Source organism: Bradyrhizobium arachidis (genome assembly GCF_015291705.1).
GTDB lineage: Bacteria > Pseudomonadota > Alphaproteobacteria > Rhizobiales > Xanthobacteraceae > Bradyrhizobium > Bradyrhizobium arachidis.
The window spans coordinates 1,157,417-1,176,582 of sequence record NZ_CP030050.1; the positions used below are offsets into that span (position 1 = coordinate 1,157,417).

18 protein-coding genes are annotated in these 19,166 nt (G+C 64.7%); 4 read left to right on the forward strand and 14 right to left on the reverse strand.

The annotated features are described in order from the left end of the window. Positions 1 to 48: 48 nt before the first annotated feature. The 8 genes from WN72_RS05760 to WN72_RS05795 form a co-directional block, all read right to left on the reverse strand. On the reverse strand, positions 49 to 468 hold the full coding sequence (locus WN72_RS05760; RefSeq protein ID WP_027565049.1) for an acyl-CoA thioesterase: 420 nt from the start codon (positions 466 to 468) through the stop codon (positions 49 to 51). Positions 469 to 478: 10 nt separating this feature from the next. Further along, positions 479 to 1,240: an SDR family NAD(P)-dependent oxidoreductase gene (locus WN72_RS05765; protein ID WP_092216624.1), complete on the reverse strand. Its 762-nt coding sequence runs from the start codon at positions 1,238 to 1,240 to the stop codon at positions 479 to 481. 25 nt (positions 1,241 to 1,265) lie between these two features. Further along, positions 1,266 to 3,152 (reverse strand): feruloyl-CoA synthase, encoded by a 1,887-nt coding sequence (locus WN72_RS05770; RefSeq protein ID WP_092216623.1) that lies wholly within the window; start codon positions 3,150 to 3,152, stop codon positions 1,266 to 1,268. Further along, positions 3,149 to 3,958, reverse strand: a complete 810-nt coding sequence (locus WN72_RS05775; RefSeq protein WP_011090568.1) for a crotonase/enoyl-CoA hydratase family protein — start codon at positions 3,956 to 3,958, stop codon at positions 3,149 to 3,151. The genes WN72_RS05770 and WN72_RS05775 overlap by 4 nt, the downstream gene beginning before the upstream one ends. 259 nt (positions 3,959 to 4,217) lie before the next feature. After that, a complete protein-coding gene (locus WN72_RS05780) occupies positions 4,218 to 4,679 on the reverse strand; it encodes a DUF3237 domain-containing protein (protein WP_092216622.1) in 462 nt (153 codons plus the stop codon). Positions 4,680 to 4,691: 12 nt separating this feature from the next. Then, positions 4,692 to 6,011, reverse strand: coding sequence for a TRAP transporter large permease (locus WN72_RS05785; RefSeq protein WP_027565045.1), 1,320 nt, complete (start codon positions 6,009 to 6,011; stop codon positions 4,692 to 4,694). A gap of 2 nt (positions 6,012 to 6,013) precedes the next feature. Then, positions 6,014 to 6,523, reverse strand: coding sequence for a TRAP transporter small permease (locus tag WN72_RS05790; RefSeq protein ID WP_027565044.1), 510 nt, complete (start codon positions 6,521 to 6,523; stop codon positions 6,014 to 6,016). Positions 6,524 to 6,749: 226 nt separating this feature from the next. Then, positions 6,750 to 7,766, reverse strand: coding sequence for a TRAP transporter substrate-binding protein (locus WN72_RS05795; protein WP_027565043.1), 1,017 nt, complete (start codon positions 7,764 to 7,766; stop codon positions 6,750 to 6,752). A 264-nt stretch (positions 7,767 to 8,030) separates the two neighbouring features. Here WN72_RS05795 and pobA point away from each other — a divergent pair, with 264 nt between their 5' ends. Beyond that, positions 8,031 to 9,200, forward strand: coding sequence for a 4-hydroxybenzoate 3-monooxygenase (gene pobA / locus WN72_RS05800; RefSeq protein ID WP_027565042.1), 1,170 nt, complete (start codon positions 8,031 to 8,033; stop codon positions 9,198 to 9,200). Positions 9,201 to 9,433: 233 nt separating this feature from the next. After that, positions 9,434 to 9,853, forward strand: a complete 420-nt coding sequence (locus WN72_RS05805) for a PaaI family thioesterase (RefSeq protein WP_027565041.1) — start codon at positions 9,434 to 9,436, stop codon at positions 9,851 to 9,853. 147 nt (positions 9,854 to 10,000) lie between these two features. On the opposite strand, the gene WN72_RS05810 is transcribed toward WN72_RS05805, so the two are convergent. Then, a complete protein-coding gene (locus WN72_RS05810; RefSeq protein WP_027561252.1) occupies positions 10,001 to 10,885 on the reverse strand; it encodes a LysR family transcriptional regulator in 885 nt (294 codons plus the stop codon). A gap of 122 nt (positions 10,886 to 11,007) precedes the next feature. Here WN72_RS05810 and WN72_RS05815 point away from each other — a divergent pair, with 122 nt between their 5' ends. Beyond that, positions 11,008 to 11,643 carry a pyridoxamine 5'-phosphate oxidase family protein gene (locus WN72_RS05815; protein ID WP_092216621.1) on the forward strand — a complete coding sequence of 212 codons (636 nt, stop codon included), beginning with the start codon at positions 11,008 to 11,010 and terminating at the stop codon, positions 11,641 to 11,643. Between the two features lie 180 nt (positions 11,644 to 11,823). Here WN72_RS05815 and WN72_RS05820 read toward each other — a convergent pair whose 3' ends face one another. From WN72_RS05820 to WN72_RS05830, 3 genes are read right to left on the reverse strand one after another with little or no spacing between them, the layout of a single operon-like run. Then, entirely contained in the window at positions 11,824 to 12,555 is a 732-nt protein-coding gene (locus WN72_RS05820) for an ABC transporter ATP-binding protein (RefSeq protein WP_092216620.1), read from the reverse strand. Next, positions 12,552 to 14,321 (reverse strand): branched-chain amino acid ABC transporter ATP-binding protein/permease, encoded by a 1,770-nt coding sequence (locus WN72_RS05825; protein WP_092216619.1) that lies wholly within the window; start codon positions 14,319 to 14,321, stop codon positions 12,552 to 12,554. The genes WN72_RS05820 and WN72_RS05825 overlap by 4 nt, the downstream gene beginning before the upstream one ends. 5 nt (positions 14,322 to 14,326) lie before the next feature. Further along, positions 14,327 to 15,367, reverse strand: a complete 1,041-nt coding sequence (locus WN72_RS05830) for a branched-chain amino acid ABC transporter permease (RefSeq protein WP_027561249.1) — start codon at positions 15,365 to 15,367, stop codon at positions 14,327 to 14,329. A 177-nt stretch (positions 15,368 to 15,544) separates the two neighbouring features. Between WN72_RS05830 and WN72_RS05835 the strand changes: the two genes are divergently transcribed. Further along, complete coding sequence (locus tag WN72_RS05835; RefSeq protein ID WP_027561248.1) at positions 15,545 to 16,066, forward strand: MarR family winged helix-turn-helix transcriptional regulator; 522 nt, start codon at positions 15,545 to 15,547, stop codon at positions 16,064 to 16,066. 130 nt (positions 16,067 to 16,196) lie between these two features. Here the strand turns inward: WN72_RS05835 and WN72_RS05840 are convergent, their stop codons facing one another. Both WN72_RS05840 and WN72_RS05845 read right to left on the reverse strand, forming a co-directional pair. Then, complete coding sequence (locus tag WN72_RS05840; RefSeq protein WP_092216618.1) at positions 16,197 to 17,480, reverse strand: glycerate kinase type-2 family protein; 1,284 nt, start codon at positions 17,478 to 17,480, stop codon at positions 16,197 to 16,199. A 294-nt stretch (positions 17,481 to 17,774) separates the two neighbouring features. Further along, positions 17,775 to 19,004, reverse strand: a complete 1,230-nt coding sequence (locus WN72_RS05845; protein ID WP_027561246.1) for an ABC transporter substrate-binding protein — start codon at positions 19,002 to 19,004, stop codon at positions 17,775 to 17,777. Between the last annotated feature and the right edge of the window lie 162 nt (positions 19,005 to 19,166).

Sequence of the window (19,166 nt, forward strand, 5' to 3'; positions counted from 1 at the left end):
GCAGAAATCGGGGGGTAATTCAGCCCCCTCTTTTGGTGATGCGGCGATTTAGCTTCCCGTGAATTTGGCGACCATCTCCGGCGGAAACGGTGCTGATTTCAGCTTGTCGGGGTTAACGGGATCGCGGCCGACGAGGACGCGGGTCTCGAACCCCTCGATCGCCAGCGCCTCGCCCTTGTAGACGTTGTGCTTCACCTCGAAGCTCGAGCGCTTGATGCTTTCGATCTTCGTCTCGATGGTGATCCAGTCGCCATAGGTCGAGGGGATGTAGAACTTGGCCCGCGTGTCGACCATGGGGATTCCCACCAGGCCGTATTTGCGGACCAGATCCTGCTTGGAGAAGCCGGCGACCTCGAACAGGGTCGAGGTCGAATCGTCGAACATCGCGAAATAGCGCGGGTAGTAGACGATGTTGGCGGGGTCGCAATCGCCCCACTGAATCTGGACCTCGCGCCGGTTCACGAACATCTGACGCGCCTTATTTCGGCGCCATGCGCAGCGAGCCGTCGAGGCGCACCACTTCGCCGTTGAGATACGCGTTCTCGACCATGTGTAGCGCGAGCGCGGCGAACTCGTCGGCCTGGCCGAGCCGGCGCGGGAAGGGGATCGCGGCGGCGAGCGAGTCCTGCGCTTCCTGCGGCAGGTTCGCGAGCAGCGGCGTCAGGAACAGGCCGGGCGCGATCGTCAGCACGCGGACGCCGAACTGCGCGAGCTCGCGTGCGATCGGCAGCGTCATGCCGACGATGCCGCCCTTGGAGGCCGAATAGGCGGACTGGCCGATCTGGCCGTCATAGGCGGCGACCGACGCCGTGTTGATGATGACGCCGCGTTCGCCCGACGCCTGCGGCTCGAGCTTGGACATCTCGGTCGCGGCAAGGCGCAGCATGTTGAAGGTGCCGATCAAATTGACCTTGATGACCTTGTCGAAATCGGCGAGCGCCATCGGGCCGTCGCGGCCGACGACGCGTTTTGCAACGCCAATGCCGGCGCAGTTGACCAGCACGCGCGCCGGGCCATGGGCCTTGGTCGCCTGCGCGATCGCAGCTTCAGCGGAAGCCGCATCGGAGACGTCGCAGGTCACGGCGACGCCCTTGATCTCGGCGGCAACGGCTTCAGCGAGCTTGGCATTGAGATCGCACACCGCAACCTTGGCGCCCTGCGCCGCCAGTTTTCGCGCGGTGGCAGCGCCAAGCCCCGATGCGCCGCCGGTGACGATGGCTGCCTGATCCTTCAACAACATGGCGTTCTCCTTTGGCGATGATTTTCTAGCCGACCGATATCACACGGTCAGACGGATTGGCAGCGTAGAGCTCATCGATCAGCGCGGTGCGATGCTCCAGCACCGCGCGCTGGTTGATCGAGCCCTTGTCGGTGACCTCGCCCTTGTCGATCGAGAGCGGCGTGTCCATCAGGATCGCGCGCGTGATCCGGGTCGAGGATCCCGTGGCCTGGCTGAGGAAGCGCGTCAGGCGCTCGCGAAAAGCCTCGCGCACCAGCCGGTCGCGTGTTGCGACCACGAGATCGTCCGCCGGCAGCGTCGGATTGACCAGGCGGCAGCCGTCGAGATCGAGCACGACCAGCGCGGATATCTCATCGCGGTTGATGCCGGCGATGACGACGTCGCGCACCAGCGGCGCGCAGGCCGCGGTGAGGCGCGCGCGCAGCGGGCCGACGCTGACCCACGTGCCGCTGGCGAGCTTGAAGTCCTCGCTGACGCGGCCGTCGAAATCGAAGCCGGCGTTGAGATCATCAGGGTCGGACGGTTTGAGCGCATCGCCCATCCTGTAAAATCCTTCCTCGTCGAAGGATTTTGCGGTGATGTCGGCCTGGCGCCAGTAGCCGGGCATCACGTTCGGCCCCTTGGCGCGCACCTCCAGCTTGCCGTTGTTCGGCACCAGCTTTGCGTCGTTGCCGGAGACCGGCAGGCCGACATGGCCGGAGCGGCTGGTGCGCGGATTGACCGACATGAAGAACGGCGCGGTCTCGGTTGCGCCGAGCCCCGTCAGCATCGGCACGCGATAGCCCTTCTCCTTCACCGCGAGCTCGTCGAGGCTGTTCCAGATGAACGGCGACAGCGCCGCGCCGGAGAAGAACATCGCGTGCAGGCGATCGAAGAACTTTGCGCGCAGGCCCTGGTCGTCGCGCAAATAGGGCAGCAGCGATTCATAGCCCTTGGGCACATTGAAATAGACCGTCGGCGAAATCTCCTGGAGATTGCGCACGGTCTCCTCGATGCCGCCGGGCACCGGCTTGCCGGCGTCCAGATACATCGAGCCGCCATTGTAGAGCGTCAGCCCGATATTGTGGTTGCCGCCAAAGGTGTGGTTCCAGGGCAGCCAGTCGATGATGACGGGCGGCTCGTCCTTGAGGAAGGCGAGCGTCTCGCGCAGCATCACCTGGTTGGCGCAGATCATGCGCTGGGTGTTGATGACGGCCTTGGGATTGCCTGTTGAGCCCGAGGTCAGCAGGAATTTTGCGATCGTATCGGGGCCGATCTTGCCGTGAACCTCGTCGAGATCGCTGCGAACAGGCGTCGCCATGAGATCGGCGAGCAGGGTGACGTCGCGGCCCGGCACGTGGCCATAGGACGCGGCGATCTCGGTGCCGAGCGAGACATTGGCCGCCAGCGCATCGGCGAACTTGTCGGCGTCCTCGGCGAAGACGAGGCCGGGCGTCAGCAGCTTCATCAGGTAAGACAGCTTGCCGTAGTCCTTCGACACCAGCGAATAGGCCGGGGACACCGGGCAGAATGGAACGCCGGCATAGAACGCGCCGAACGCCAGCAGCACATGGTCGATCGAATTGCCGGAGAGAATCACGACCGGCCGCTCGGCCGACAGGCCGCGCGCGATCAGGCTCGATGCGATGTGCCGGCTCGCGGTAAGCAGCTCGGCATAGGTGATCTTGCGCCAGGAGCGGCCGCCGTCGCGCTCGGCCATGAAGACGCGGTCCGGCGTCGTCGCCGCCCAATGATGCAGGCGGTCGGTGATACGGACCGGATAATCACCGAGCGGCTGCTTGGGTCTGAGATAGATCGTGCCGTCGTCGCGCCGCTCGATATTGACGACGGGATCGCCGAACGAAATGGGCCGCAGCGGGGAAGTGCTCGCGCCGCGCTCCATGCTGGACGAAGAGGACGGCTGCGCGCTCATGACTTGGGCTTTACCTTGGCGGTCTTGTGCTCGAGGAATTCGCGGATCCTGCGTTTTGCCTCCTTGTCGCTCTGCGCGACGGTCGCCATGAGCGACTCCATCAAGAGACCCGTTTGAGGGTTAGCCTCCGCGATCATCGGCAGTGCCTGGAGCACGGCGAAATTGGTCAGCGGCGCGTTGGATGCGATCTTGGTTGCAAGCTCCAGTGCCTTGCCGAGCCCGTTGCCGGCCTCGGTCAGATACTGCGCGAAGCCATAGGAGGCGCCTTCGGTGGCGCTGTAGACGCGCCCCGTCAGCATCATGTCCATCATCCGGGCAACGCCGATCAGCCGCGGCAGCCGCACCGAGCCGCCGCCGCCGACGAAGATGCCGCGCTGCCCCTCCGGCAGCGCGAAATAGGTCGAGGGCTCGGCGACGCGGATATGCGCGGCGCAGGCGAGCTCCAGCCCGCCGCCGATCACGGCGCCCCTCAGCGCGGCGATGACCGGCACGCGGCTGTACTGGATGCGGTCGAACACCCGGTGCCACATCTGCGAATGCAGGAGGCCGCCGGTCGCGTCATGCTCGGTCAGCTCGGAAAGGTCGAGGCCTGAAGAGAAATGGTCGCCGATGCCGTGGATGACGACGGCGCCGATGTCCTCGGGCAGGGAGGCAAAACACTCGCCGATTTCCAGGATGATGCCGTCATTGAGCGCATTGCGCTTGGCCGGCCGGTTCAGACCCACGGTCAGAACCCGGTCCGCCCTCTCGATCCGGAGTAGTCCGGAGGCGCCCGCATCAGCGGTCTCGGCGTTTCCCTGTGTCATTTGCGTCCTTGTCAGAATAGTTATGTTGTATAACGAATTTTGGGGGAGTCAAGGTGGGGCGGCCCGGGAGTTGCGGATGGTACCGGTCAGATGGGCAAAGATTCTGCTCCAATTCCGGTGTCGTCCCTGCGAACGCAGGGACCCATGACCCCAGGGAGCGGTTTGGCGAAGCCTCTTAGTTCGACAACCGACAGTCCAAAATCAATAGATCACGCGGTATGGGTCCCTGCGTTCGCAGGGACGACGGCGGAGTGTGTGCTCACACCACCTGATGCACGTCGATCATCACACGGTCCGCATGCCGTGCCGCTGAGCCGACAAAGATGTGCTCCATAAGCCAGCGATATTTCTCGTGCCCCGTCTCGAACCGCGGCATGGTGCGGAAATAGATCAGCTTCGGATCGACCGGCTCGCCGCGCTTGAGCTTTTGCAGCAGCTCCACAGGGCCGAAGCGCAGGCCCTTGTTCTCGACATAGACCGTCGCGCCGTCGTCGGTCTCGAACGCGTATTTGGCCTCGAGGTCGATCAGCTCGTTGGGGCGGATGGTCTGGAAGTCGGCGCCGAACGGCAGCACTTTTCCGGTGATCGCACCCGTGACCTCGCCGCCGATGATCGGAATGATGCGGCGAACGCCGATCCCGGTCTCGCCGGCGGTGACGACGTCGCCGATGCGGGCGGTGATGGTGAAGACGTATTTGGTCTCGAGGATGGGTGTGGCCATCGCTTCACCTCGTCAATTTGCCATCATCCGCGTCGGCAGCCAGGTTGCCAGCAGCGGGAACGCGATCAGGATCAACAGCCGGATCAGGTCCGTCGCCACGAACGGGATCACGCCCTTGAAGATGGTGGAGAACGACACATCCTTCACCACGCTCTTGATGACAAAGACGTTCATGCCGACAGGCGGATGGATCAGGCCGAGCTCGACGGTCATGACGATGATGACGCCGAACCAGATCGGGTCGAAGCCGAGATGGGTGATCACGGGGAAGATGATCGGCACGGTGAGGATGATCATCGCCATGGCGTCCATCAGGCAGCCGAGCACGAGATACATCACCATGATCAGCGCCAGCACGCCGTAGGGGCCGAGGCCGAGCCCGGTGAGGAACTCCGTCACCTTCTGCGGCGTCTGCGTCACCGTGAGGAAATAGCCGAAGATCAGCGCGCCGATCAGCACGGTGAACACCGCGGCCGCGGTGCGCGTCGCCTGGAGCAGCGAGGCCAGGATCTTCTCGCGGTCGAGCCGTCCTGTGACGACGCCGATGATGAACGCGCCGGCCGCGCCGACGCCGCCGGCTTCCGTCGGCGTGAAGCGCGGCAGGAAGGGCAGGCCGTAGAGGCCGCCGATCACGAATACGAACAGCAGCACCGGTGCCCAGATGTCCTTCAATCCGGCAAAGCGCTCGCGCCACGGCAACATCTTGCCCTTGGGCAGGAAGTCGGGCCGGAAGTATCCGATGAGGAAGATCGTGATCATGTACATGGTCATCGCCAACAGGCCCGGAATGATGCCGGCGATGAAGAGTTTGCCGATGTCCTGCTCGGTGATGATGCCGTAGACCGCGAGCACGGTGGAGGGCGGCAGCATCGCCCCCAGCGTGCCGCCCGCCGCGATCACGCCGGTCGCAAAGGACTGCGGATAGCCGAAGCGGCGCATCTCGGGATAGGCGACCGCGGAGAAGGTCGCGGCGGTCGCCACCGACGAGCCGCAGATCGCGGCAAAGCCGCCGCAGGCACCGACGGTGGCGATGCCGAGCCCGCCGCGCAAGTGTCCGACAAAGCCGTTGGCGGCGCGGAACAGCTCGCGGCTCATGCCGGAATGGCTGACGAAGGAGCCCATCAGCAGGAACATCGGGATGACACCGAAGGTGTAGTCGGTGACCGTGCGCATCGAGGTCTGGCCGACCAGCTTCAGCGCCGCCGTTCCGTTGACCAGATAGGCGAAACCGGACACGCCGACGAGGCCCATGGCCATGCCGACGGGCACGCGCAGCAGCATCAGGACGAAGAGGGAAACGAAGCCGATAACGGCAACGGCATCGGTGCTCATGATTACTCCGTCGCCTTCAGCTTGGGGTCGTGCATCTCTTCGGGATGGAAGATCAATCGGTAGGTGCGGATCGCGATCAGCAGCACGGCCGAGACGTCGCCGATCCAGGCGATCGCGAAGAACGGCCAGGTCGGCATATGCATGTCGAAGGTCTGGACGTTGTCGTTGTAGGTGCCGCGCACCTTGTCGAACAGCGTCCAGGTCTGCACCGTGACGACGAACAGCAGCACCAGCGTTGCGAACACGTCGATCCAGCGCTGATAGCGCGGCCCGACATTGCCCCAGACGAGGTCGACCGTGATGTGGGTGCCGCGATAGGAGGTCGCCGCGATGCCCCAGAAGATGAGGATGCCGAGCAGCATGCGGCCGATGTCGAAACTGTCGGGGATCGAATAGTTCAGCGTGTTGCGCAGCAGCACCGACAGGAAGATGTCGAGCGCGACGATGCCGACGAAGCCGGCCGCGATCCATTCGATCGTGTCGATGATGCGGTCCATCCAGGAGCGCTTCATGGGAAGTGTGTCGTCGTGTGAGCTCATTGTTTGATCTCGGTCTCGCCGCGGACTTCACCTCGCCCCGCTTGCGGGGAGAGGTCGAATTCGAGCGCAGCTCGAATTCGGGTGAGGGGGACTCTCCGCGAGCGCGCTGTCACCGTCTTTGTAGAAAGCAGCCCCTCACCCCAACCCTCTCCCCGTAAGGACGGGGAGAGGGGGAGGAAAGACCGATCGCGTCGCGGCCTCACTCCGCCAGCGCGTTGTACTTCTTCAGCGAGGCCTTCAGCTCGCTCAGCGCGGCATCCGGATCGGCGCCGGCCTTCTTGGCGCCGTCGCCCCAGGTCTTCACCAGCGGCTCGGCGGCCTTCTTCCAGGCGGCGGTCTGCTCGGGTGTCAGCTTGTAGACCTCGTGACCGGATTCCGCCTTCACCTTGTCGATGCCGGCATCCTCGAACTTGCCCCAATGCTCGCCGACCGCGCCCGCCATCTCGACCGTGCAGTTCTTGTCGATCGCGGCCTTCTGCTTGTCGGACATCGCATTGTACTTGTCCTTGTTGATCACGAACACGAAGGTCGTGGTGTAGAGCGGCGCCTCCATGTCGTACTTGGTCACCTTGTCGATGCCGAACAGCACCAGGGAGCCCCAGGGGAAGGTGACGCCGTCGGCGACGCCGCGCTCGATGATGTCGCGCACTTCGGGCGCCGACGACTGCACGTTGGTGCCGCCGAGCGAGGTGACGAAATTCGCCATGGTGGCGTGCGCCGGGCGGATCTTCAGGCCCTTCACGTCCTCCGGCATGACGATCTTCTTGGTCTTGGAGTGGAAGGAGGAGGGCGAGTGGACGAAGGCGAGGCAGTATTTGACGTCCTTCATCTCCTTCTCGGCATATTTGCGATACCAGGCGTCCAGGCCCATCGAGCCGCCCTTGGCGTCGGAGATCAGGAACGGCAATTCGCCGGCGCCGATGATCGGGAAGCGGCCGGGCTGGTAGCCAGGATTGACATAGGTGACGTCGGCGATGCCGTCGCGCGCCATGTCGTAATGGTCGAAGGCCTTGCCGAGCTGCTGGGCCGGGAACACCTTGCCCGTGATGGTGCCGCCGGAATCCTTGTTCACCGCGGCCACCCAGTCCTCCAGGGACTTCTGCAGCGGGTGCGACGCCGGCACCCAGTGCGAAACCTTCAGGTCGAAGGTCTTGTCCTGCGCGAACGCGGGCGTCACGCTTGCTGCCAGCAGCAAAGCCAGACAGGCTTTCCTCATCACACGTCTCTCCCTCTTTCTGACGGCGGGCTTCACTGGCCCGGTCTCGTTAGTTAACATGTTATCTAATTGGCCGGCGGGTTCAAGCCGGAACTGGCGCGCACCTTGTCGCGTCATCTACGTCAGCCATGTTGCATGGGTTTGTCGCGGTGCGGCGACGAGCGTTCCCCTTTTTCCCAACGATTATATGATATAATTATCGTCTGCGGATCGACGCGACAAGCGTGACCGCGCCGCACTCTACAAAATCAGAGGGAGCAAGTATTGCGGACAAAAGTCGCAATCATCGGGGCCGGTCCGGCTGGATTGTTGCTTGGGCAACTGCTGCATGCGTACGGCATCGACAACGTCATTCTGGAGCGGCAGAGCCCGGACTACGTGCTCGGCCGCATCCGCGCCGGTCTCCTGGAGGAGGGAACCGTGGCGCTGCTCGACCAGATCAGCGCCGGCGCGCGGGCACATGCCGAGGGTCTCGTGCATGAGGGCATCGAGCTTGCCTTTTCCGGCCGCCGTCACCGCATCGACATGAAGGCGGCGACCGGCAAGACGGTCATGATCTACGGCCAGACCGAGGTCACGCTCGACCTGATGAATGCGCGCAAGGCCGCCGGTCTCGTGTCGGTCTATGAAGCCAGGGACGTGCAGCCCCATGATTTCGACGGCAGTCACCCGCGCGTAACCTATGTGAAAGACGGTGTCACCCATACGCTCGATTGCGATTTCATCGCCGGCTGCGACGGTTTTCACGGCATCAGCCGCGCCAGCATCCCGGCCTCGGCGATCGAGGAGTTCGAGCGGGTCTATCCGTTCGGCTGGCTCGGCATCCTCTCCGAGACGCCGCCGGTCAGCCACGAGCTGATCTATTCCAACCACGCCCGCGGCTTCGCGCTCTGCACCATGCGCTCCATGAAGCGCAGCCGCTATTACGTGCAGTGCTCGCTCGACGACCATGTCGACCAGTGGCCGGACGACCGCTTCTGGGACGAATTGAAGAGCCGGCTCGACCAGGAGGCCGCCGACAGCCTCGTCACGGGCCCGTCGATCGAAAAGAGCATCGCGCCCTTGCGCAGCTTCGTCGCCGAGCCGATGCGCTTCGGAAAAATGTTCCTGTGCGGCGATGCCGCTCATATCGTGCCGCCGACCGGCGCCAAGGGCCTGAACTTAGCTGCCAGCGATGCGCATTATTTGTCGAGCGCGCTACGGGAATTTTACGACGAGAAGTCCAGCGCCGGCATCGACGCCTATTCAGCCACGGCCCTAGCGCGCGTCTGGAAGGCGGTGCGGTTCTCCTGGTGGATGACCTCGATGCTGCACAAATTCCCGGACACCGGCACCATCGGCGCACGGATCCAGCTCGCCGAGCTCGATTACGTCACGCAGTCGCAAGCGGCGATGACGTCGTTGTCGGAGAATTACGTGGGGCTGCCGTTCTAGGGCGGCGAAGTCGGTGCCGTAGGGTGGGCAAAGCGAAGCGTGCCCACGAGCAGTCTCAGTTGGAAAGAGGTGGTGGGCACGGCGCTTTGCGCCTTTGCCCACCCTACGGCATCTGTGCTCGCAGTGCCGCCCGTTTCAAACACCCGCGCAAATCCCGTTTAAAACTTTGTAGGCGGTGAAACTGTCACCCACATCGCGTTCAATGGCGGCAGCCAAACACACGCGAGACAGTCATGACCTCCACCGACATCCCCGACGGCTTCGAGCCGCTGTTCCGCAAGAGCCCGCTCACCGAGCCCTGGGAGCCGCTTTACGCGAAGAAAACCGACAAGGCCGTCATCATCGGCCTGCGGCTGGCAAAGCCGCACACCAATGGTCGCGGCCTGATCCATGGCGGCCTCATCACCGCGCTCGCCGACAATGCGATGGGCTATAGCTGCGCACAGGCGACGGGCTGGACCACGTCATTCGTGACGGTCTCGCTCTCGGTCGATTTCGTCGGCTCCGCCGAGATCGGCCAGTGGTGTTCGATCGAGAGCGACGTGATCAAGACCGGCAAGACGATCTGCTTCGCTCAGTGCCTGATCAAGGCCGACGGCGTCGTGATCGCGCGCGCCAGCGGCACGTTCCGCGTGGTGCCGAAGCCGGGGTAACTCTCGTGCTCCGGACGCAGCGCAGCGCTTCTTCAGCGGTGCGCTGCAGAGCCGGGGCCCATCCATCCGCAGCTTACGGCGTGGCCTCCTGGGTCCCGGCTCTGCGCAGCAACGCTACGCGTTGCAGCGCGTCCGGGACACGAGACCTCACCCAAACCGCCACTCCGCCGTCTCCACCACGAGATCGATGAACGCGCGCACCTTGGCCGAGAGCAGGCGCGAGGTCGGGTAGACGATGTGGATCGGCAGCGCCGGCTGCTCGTATTTCGCCAGCAGGATCTTCAGCCGCCCGCGTTTCAGGCCGTCTGCGGCCTGATAGGCGAGCACGCGCGTCACGCCGCCGCCGGCCTCGGCATATTGCAGCGCTGCGTCGGCGCTGTTGCTGGTGAAGCGCGGGGTCGGCGTCACCTCGATCTCGCGGCCATCTTGCACGAAGTGCCAGCTGGCTGACGGGCCGAACTGGATGGTCTGATGGTCGGGCAGCGCCTCCGGCGTCCTCGGCTCGCCGTGGCGCTTGAGATAGGCCGGCGCGGCCACCACGATGCGACGCATCTCGCCGACCTGGCGCGCAACCAGCGAGGAATCGGCGAGATGGCCGATGCGCACCGCGGCGTCGACCGCGTCCTCGACGAGATTGACGAGGTTGTCCGACAGCCTGAGCTCGCAGGCGACCTCGGGATAACGTTTCAGATATTCGGTCATGACCGGCCCGACATGCAGCCGGCCGAAGCCGACCGGCGCCGACACCACCAGCCGCCCGCTCGGCCGGTTGCGCTCCTCGCGCGCCGAGCCGTCGGCCTCCTCGACATCGGCGAGGATGCGCCGGGCGCGCTCCAGATACCGCGTGCCGACGTCGGTCAATCTCACCTGGCGCGTGGTCCGCTGCAGCAGCCGGGCGCCAAGATGCTCCTCCAGGGACGCGATCATCCGCGTCACCGCCGAGGGCGACAGCCGCAGTTTTCGCGCAGCTGGCGCAAACCCGCGCAGGTCGGCAACGGTGACGAAGACGTGCATGGCGTCAAGGCGGTCCATGGCATTATTGCATATTACGCAATGATGAAGTGTCAAGCGCCGACATTGTTTTAATCGCCGGAAGGTCCATTTTAGTGACCGAAAGACGCAGAGAATGCGCCGGAATTTCAGGAGATGTTCCGATGACCGCAGTTCACACCTATGCCAGCGACGTCGCCTTTTCGCGGGCGGTGAAATCGATCCAGGCCCGAAAGGGATCGCGCGAGGGCTATGCCCATGCCGAGCAGCGGGGATGGCGCACCGAGGTCGACGAGAACCTTGCGGCGTTCCTGGCTGATGCCAACAGCTTCTACTTTGCGACGGCTTCGGCGGACGGTCAGCCCTACATCCAGCATCGCGGCGGCCCTAAGGGGTTCTTGAAGGTGCTGGACAAGCAGACGCTCGCCTTCGCCGATTACGCCGGCAACCGGCAATACATCACCCAGGGAAACCTGTCCGAGAATCCCAAGGCCTACATCTTCGTGATGGACTACGCCCATCGCCGCCGTGTGAAGATCTGGGGCGAGGCGCGCGTGGTCGAGGACGACGAGGCGCTGACGATGGCGCTGATGCCGAAGGGCTATCGCGCCCGGCCGGAGCAGGTGATCCTGTTCAAGATCGCAGCCTGGGACACCAACTGCCCGCAACACATTCCGCAGAAGTTCGATGCGCCGGACGTAGCGGCCGCACTCGCGGCAAGGGACCAGCGCATCGCAGAGCTGGAAGCGGAGGTCGCGGCGCTGAAGGGAAAGGCGAGTCCATCCGCTAGCGAAAGCTAGAGCGGCTTGCTCGGTGCACCCTCTCCCCTTGCGGGAGAGGGTGGCTCGTCGCGTGGCGACGGGACGGGTGAGGGGTCTCCATCCTCACGAACACAGTGGCGAGTGGAGAGAACCCCTCATCCGGTGCTTCGCGCCACCTTCTCCCGCAAGGGGAGAAGGGAAGAAGAGTCAGCCGCGAAATCAGATCACACTCGCGCTTTCGTGCTGGAAGCCGAGATAGCTCGCCGCCACCCGCTCGTTCGCGGCAATGTCGCTGGCCTTGCCGCTGAGCACGAACTCGCCGAGCTCCATCACATAGGCGTGGTCCGCGATCTTCAGCGCGGCCTGCGCGTTCTGCTCGACCAGCAGCACCGAGACGCCGGCAGCGCGCAGCTCGGTGACGATGCGGAAGATGTCGGCGACGATGATCGGGGCAAGGCCAAGGCTCGGCTCGTCCAGCATCAGCAGCTTCGGCTCGCCCATCAGCGCGCGGCCCATCGCGAGCATCTGCTGCTCGCCGCCGGAGAGCGTGCCGGCGAACTGCTTGCGCCGCTCCTTCAGCCGCGGGAACAGCGTGTAGACGCGCTCCATCGAGGCTTTCGCCTTGCTCCGCTCGATGCGGAACGCACCAAGCTCGAGATTGTCCTCGACATTCATGGTCACGAACAATTCGCGGTGCTCGGGGACGAGGCCGAGGCCCATCGCGACGCGGTCCTCGATGTCGAGGCGGGCGAGATCCTGGCCTGCAAAGGCGACGCGGCCCTTCAGCGGCAGGATGCCCATGATGGCCGAGAGCAGCGTGGTCTTGCCGGCGCCGTTGGCGCCGACGATGGTGACGATCTGGTTGGCACCGACCTCGAGTGAGACCGAGCGCACGGCCTCGACCTTGCCGTAAGACACATGCGCGTCGGTGACGGACAACAGGGCGCTCATGCCGCCACTCCGAGATAGGCCTTGATGACTTCGGGATTGGTCTTGATCGTCGCGGGCGTGCCTTCCGCGATCTTGGTGCCGAAATCGAGCACCACGATGCGGTCGGCGAGGTTCATCACAAAGCCCATGTCATGCTCGACCAGGAGCACGCTCATGCCGCCGTCGCGCAGCTCGCGCAACAGCGTCGCGAGCCGCTGCTTCTCCATGTGACGGAGGCCTGCGGCCGGCTCGTCGAGCAGCAGCAGCATCGGATCGACGCAGAGCGCGCGGGCGATCTCGACGATGCGCTGCTGGCCGAGCGACAGCGAGCCTGCGAGCTGATGCATCTGGTCGGCAAGTCCGACGCGCTCGATCTGCCGTGCGGCCTCGGCGAGCAGTTTTGCCTCGTCGGCGCGGTCGAGCCGCAGCATCGAGGAGATCGGGCCGGAATGGCCGCGCAGATGCGCGCCGATCGCGACGTTCTCCAGCACGGTCATGTCAGGCACCAGCTTCACATGCTGGAAGGTCCTGCTGATGCCGAGCTTGACGATCTCCTGCGGCGGCGCCTTGTCGACCTTCCTGCCGAGCACCGAGATCGAGCCTGATGTCGCCGACAACACGCCCGTGATCAGGTTGAAGGTCGTGCTCTTGCCGGCGCCGTTCGGGCCGATCAGCGCGACGATCTCGCGGGCCTGGACGTCGAAGGAGACGTTGTTGACCGCAACCACGCCGCCGAATTGCTTTCGCGCTTTCTCGACCTGAAGCAGGATGCTGGCCTCGCCAGCCGCGCGTGTGCGATGCTCCAGCTTCAGCGAGGTATCAGGCTTCTTGCCGCCACTGCGCTCGGGCAGGAACGACATCAGCCAGGGCCAGACGCCGCCGGGCGCGAGCTGCAGCAGTGCCACCAGCATGATGCCGAACACGATGGTCTCGACCTGGCCGGAGCCCGGCAGGATCAGCGGCAGGTAGCTTTGCAGCACCTCCTTCAGCACCACGACGATCGCCGCGCCCAGCACGCCGCCCCAGACATAGCCCGCGCCGCCGACCACCGCGATGAAGAGATATTCGATGCCGGCCTGCGCGCCGAACGGTGTCGGGTTCACCGCGCGCTGCAGATGGGCGTAGAGCCAGCCGGAGAGGCCGGCGAGCACCGCGGCATGGATGAACACCAGAAGCTTGGCGCGCGGCGTGTGCACGCCGAATGCTTCCGCCGCGACATGGCCGCGCCGGAGCGCGCGGATGGCGCGGCCGGTGCGGGAGTCCAAAAGGTTCATGGTCAGAAGCGCCGAGACGATCACGGCGACCCAGATCGCGTAATAGATCGATCCGGGCGAGAGCATCTTGAACGCGCCGACCGACAGCGGCGGGATCGCCGAGATGCCGTCGTTTCTCCCGAGGAATTCCAGCTTGCTGAAGAGGTAGAACAGGCCGAGCCCCCAGGCGAGCGTGCCGAGCGGCAAATAATGGCCGGAGAGGCGGACGGTGATCAGCCCGAGCAGCACCGCCAGCGCTCCGCTGACCACGAGCGACAGTGGTAGCGTCAGCCACGGCGACAGGCCGTAGGTCGTCGTCAGCACCGCCGTGGTGTAGGCGCCGAAGCCGACGAAGGCCGCCTGACCGAACGAGGTGAGGCCGCCAACGCCGGTGAGCAGCACGAGGCCCATCGCGACCAGGGCGGCAAGGCCGATATTGTCGAGCAGCACGATCCAGAACGGCGGCATGCCCGGGACGAACGGGATCGCCGCCATGACCAGCGCAAAGACGAGGATGGGAAGCCGGCTCTGCATGCTCGTCAGTCCTTCTCTTCCTCGACCGCGGGCGCGGCGAGCGAGCGCAGCAGCAGCACGGGGATCAGCAGCATGAAAACGATCACTTCCTTGTAGTTGGAGGCATAGAAGGACGAGAACGCCTCGACGATGCCGACGACCAGCGCCGCGACGGCAGTGAGGGGATAGCTGACGAGCCCGCCGATGATCGCGGCGACAAAGCCCTTCAGGCCGATCAGGAAGCCGCTGTCATAGTAGAGCGTCGTGATCGGCACGATCATGATGCCCGACAGCGCGCCGATCACGGAGGCCAGCAGGAACGCGATCTGCCCCGACAGCGTGGTGCGGATGCCGGCGAGCCGCGCTCCCAGCCGGTTCACGGCGGTGGCGCGCAGCGCCTTGCCGTAGAGCGTCAGGCCGAAGAACAGCCAGAGACCGATGATGAAGGCGATGGTGATGGCGTAGACGGTGATGCTCTGGCCGGTGAAGCGCAGCGCGCCTGCGGTGAAGGCGCCCGAGAGCACCGCAGGTCCGCGCTGGCCTTCGGCGCCGAAGAACAGCAGGCCGAGGCCCTGCAGCGCGAGGTGGACGCCCACGGATGCAATCAGCAGCACCAGCACGGAGGTGTGCGCCAGCGGCTGGAACGCGATGCGGTAGAGATAGACGCCGATCATCGCCACGATCACCAGCGCCAGCGCGATGCAGACCGCGACCGGCGGCTTCTGGGCGGTGAAGTAAATCGTCAGTGCCAGCACGATGGCCGGCAGCACGACGTTGGTGAGGAGGCTGCGCACGATCAGCCGCCCATGCAGCGCCTTGCGCGCCACGAACAGGTCGAAGGCGAAGGCGCCGATGCCCAGCGCCAGCGCGAGCTTGGCCGTACCCGGCATCTGGCCGGCGGCCAGCGAGGCATAGGTCAGCGCGCCATAGGTGACGAACTCGCCCTGGGGAATCAGGATCACGCGGGTGACGGCGAACACCAGCACCAGCGCGAGGCCGAGCAGCGCGTAGATCGCGCCATTGGTAATGCCGTCCTGCACCAGGAACAGCATGATGGTGGTATTCAAGACCGGACGCTCCCCCTCAAAAGTCCGGACCGGTCTCCGCGATTGCGGTGGACGGTCCGCTCACAGCCATTGAAAAACGCTGACGATATTTGATATGGTCCATAACAATTATCAAATATAATCTCAAGGGTGGGAAGCGACCCGTCCCGAATTTAGCGGGATTACGAGCACGAGGCGATGACCGTTTCCAAAACCGCTGAAAAGTCTTCCGAAAAGGCCGCCGACGCGGCCAAGGGCCGCAAGGACGCGGCCGAGCCGCAGGCCGAGGCCCTCCAGCTCGGCGAACTCTCAGAGCAGCTGGGCTATGTCCTGAAGCGGGCGCAGCTCAAGGTGTTCGAGAACTTCTTGCGCTGCATGGCCTCGCTCCAGCTGACGCCAGCGCAGTTCTCGGTGCTGCTGCTGGTGGAGAAGAACCCCGGCCGTAACCAGACCGAGATCGCCTCAACGCTCGGCATCCTCCGCCCGAACTTCGTGGCCATGCTCGACAATCTGGAGAGCCGCGACCTCTGCGCGCGGATCCGCTCCACCAACGACCGCCGCTCGCACATCCTGGTCCTGACCGACAAGGGCAAGGCCGTGCTGAGCCGCGCCAAGAAGCTCGTCGCAACCAAGCACGAGGCGCGGCTGAACGACCTGCTCGGCCAGGCCAACCGCGAGGCGCTGATCGGGATGCTCGCGAAGATCGCGAACGAGTTTTGAGGCGGGCTGTCGGGCGGCCGCGGAGCATGATTCGCGAGCTTCCAGGCTGCCGAGTTCTAACCGCGCGGCACACTGCGCTCCCTCCTCCCCCGCAAGGGGGAGGGAACGCAGCGGAGCGTGTGGCGAGATATCAATCCACCAGGATCACGCGGATATCGTTCACGTTGGTCAGCGTCGGGCCGGGCTGCAGCAGATCCCCCGTCGCCTCGAAGAACGTGGTCGCGTCGTTGTTGTCGAGATACGCCTGCGGCTGCAGCCCCAGCGCCTTCATCTTCGCAAACGTCGCCGCATCGATCAGCGCGCCGGCGGGATCGGTCGGGTGGCCGGCGCCGCCATCGGCGCCGTCGGTATCGCCGGCGAGCGCCGCGATGTCAGGCGTGTCCTTGAGCAGCTCGGCGAGCGCCAGCGCGTATTCCTGGTTGGGGCCGCCACGGCCATTGCCGCGCACGGTGACCGTGAGCTCGCCGCCGGAGAGGATCGCGACGCGCTTGCCTTGCGCGCGGGCTGCAAGCGCGAGCTTGGCGTGATCGGCCGCGACCTCGCGGGCCTCGCCCTCGAGGTCGGCGCCGAGATCGATCGTCTCATAGCCGGCCTCCTGAGCGAGCTTCACCGCCGCATCGAGCGATTGCTTGGGACGCGCGATCAGCTCGAACGTCGCGCGCGCGAACGCGCCATCGCCAGGCTTGCAGCTTTCATTGGCGGGATCGTCCAGCGCGCGGCGCACGGCATCGTCGATGGCGAGCTTGTATTTCGCCACGATCGCGCGCGCATCGGCGAGCGTGGTCGGATCCGGCACGGTGGGACCGGAGGCGATCGCGGAGGGATCGTCATGCGGCACGTCGGAGATCGCGAGCGTGACGATCTCGGCGGCATTCTTGCCGGCGCGCGCCAGCCGCCCGCCCTTGATCCGCGACAGATGCTTGCGCACCGTATTCATCTCGCCGATCGGCGCGCCCGAGCGGAGCAGCGCCTTGTTGACCGCCTGCTTCTGCGCAAAGCTGATGCCGTCGACGGGCGCGATCCAGTTCGCCGAGCCGCCGCCGGTGAGCAGCACCAGCAGCAGATCATCGGGCCCGGCCTCGCCCGCGAGCGCGAGCGTGTCGGCCGCGCCCTTGAGGCCAGCTTCGTCAGGCACGGGATGGCCGGCCTCGACCACGCGGATGCGGCGCGTCGGCAGGCCATAGCCGTGGCGGGTGGTGGCGATGCCGACGAGGCGCTCCGGCGCGAGCCCGAGCGTGTCGAGATAATGCCGCTCCGCCGCGGCGGCCATCGCGCCGGCGCCCTTGCCGGCGGCGAGGCAGATCACGCGCCCCTTGGGCAGGGGCCGCAGATGCGGCGCAAGGATCGTGCTCGGATGGGCGGCAGCAACGGCGGCGTCGTAGAGCGCGCGGAGCAGGGGACGTCGGTCGGTCATGACGAAAAGCCCTAAAGCATGATCCGGAGAAGTGCGAAGCGGTTTTCCGGAAAGATCATGCGTAAACAACAACCTAAAGCGCGATGACGATTCATCCCAATCTCATCGCGCTTTAGGCGGACGGAAGCGATGGCGGCGAGGTCGCCGGTCACCTGCCTAGCGCATCGGGCGCCAAAGCGTAAGCAGGCTTTATCGTCATTCGATTGTGCAATCGCGTGATCATAATCGGCGCGCAAGCAAAAGCCCCCTGCGATCGTCTCGCAGGGGGCTTGATGCGTCGCGTATGTCGTCCGGCTAGCCGCCGACGTCGGCGCTGATCACGTCGCCGAACAGTTCCCAGCGCTCGCCCTTGAACCTCTCGAGCCGGAGCTGGCTGATCGGCGCAAAGTCGGTCGCGGAGGTGTTGATCTGGACGCCCGGCAGCAGCGCCTCGGTGCGGAAGTCCTTCAGGCTGGCGGCCTGCTTCATGATGTTCTCGCGGGTGAGATTGTCACCGCATTGCTTCAGCACCTGGACCAGCGTCTGCGCCACCGCGTAGCCGACGATGGTGCCCTTGTCGAGCTTGTCGCCTTCCGGGAAGTACTTGGTCATGAAGGCGAGGAATTCCTTCATGCCGGGATCGTTGTTCCACTCCGGATCCGACACGTCCTTGAGATAGTCGGCCGAGATGATGTCCTGGCCGTTCTCGAAGCCGGCGGGCTTCATCACGCTGCCGACCGAGGCCGAGACGTTGTTGAGGAAGTGCAGCGGCTTCCAGCCGATCTCGGCGTTCTTCTTGATCGCCTGCGCGGCGAATTTCGGCGTCGTGATGTTCATGAACACGTCGGCGCCGGTCGACTTCAGCTTGACGATGTGGTTGTCGATGGTCGGCTCGGAGGTCTCATAGCTCTCCTCCATGACGATCATCGAGGCGGCTTTCGAGCCGAGGCCGTCCTTCAGGCCCTTGAGGTAGTCTTTGCCGTAATCGTCGTTCTGGTAAAGCACGGCGATCTTTGCGTCCGGCTTGTTCTTCAAAAGCCACTTCGCGTAGATCTGCGTCTCGCTCTGGTAGTTGGGCTGCCAGCCCATGGTCCACGGAAAGTTCTGCGGATCGTTCCACTTGGTGGCGCCGGTGGCGACGAACAGCTGCGGCACCTTCTTCGAGTTCATGTATTTCTGGATCGCCGAGTTCGGCGGCGTGCCGAGCGAGTTGAAGATGAACAGCACCTCGTCGCTCTCGACCAGCTTGCGCGCCTGCTCCACCGTCTTCGGCGGCGAATAGGCGTCGTCGTAGGAGATGTAGTTGATCTTGCGGCCGTTGATGCCGCCCTCTTCGTTGATCTTCTTGAAATAGGCGGCTTCGGTCCGCCCGATGATGCCGTAGGCGGAGGCCGGTCCGCTGTAGGGCATGATGTTGCCGATCTTGATCTCGGTGTCGGTCGCGCCGGTATCGTATTTCTTCTGGGCCGATGCAGTGGAGGTCGAGGCCGCAATGAGCGCGAGCGCCAGTGACGCGGCCGCAAGTTTGCCGGTGACAGCGGGCATTCCTATCTCCCTATTTTCTTGGTGTGTGTGCGTTTCCTTTTCTTGTCTTGCTTGTTCTTGGCGACGCGGCCGTAATTCAATACGATTTGGCAGGTGCCTTCAACAGAAAGCCCCTGCGACGGCGTCGCCGGGGCTGCTTCTTTAGTAGTCAGCGCCCGTGTG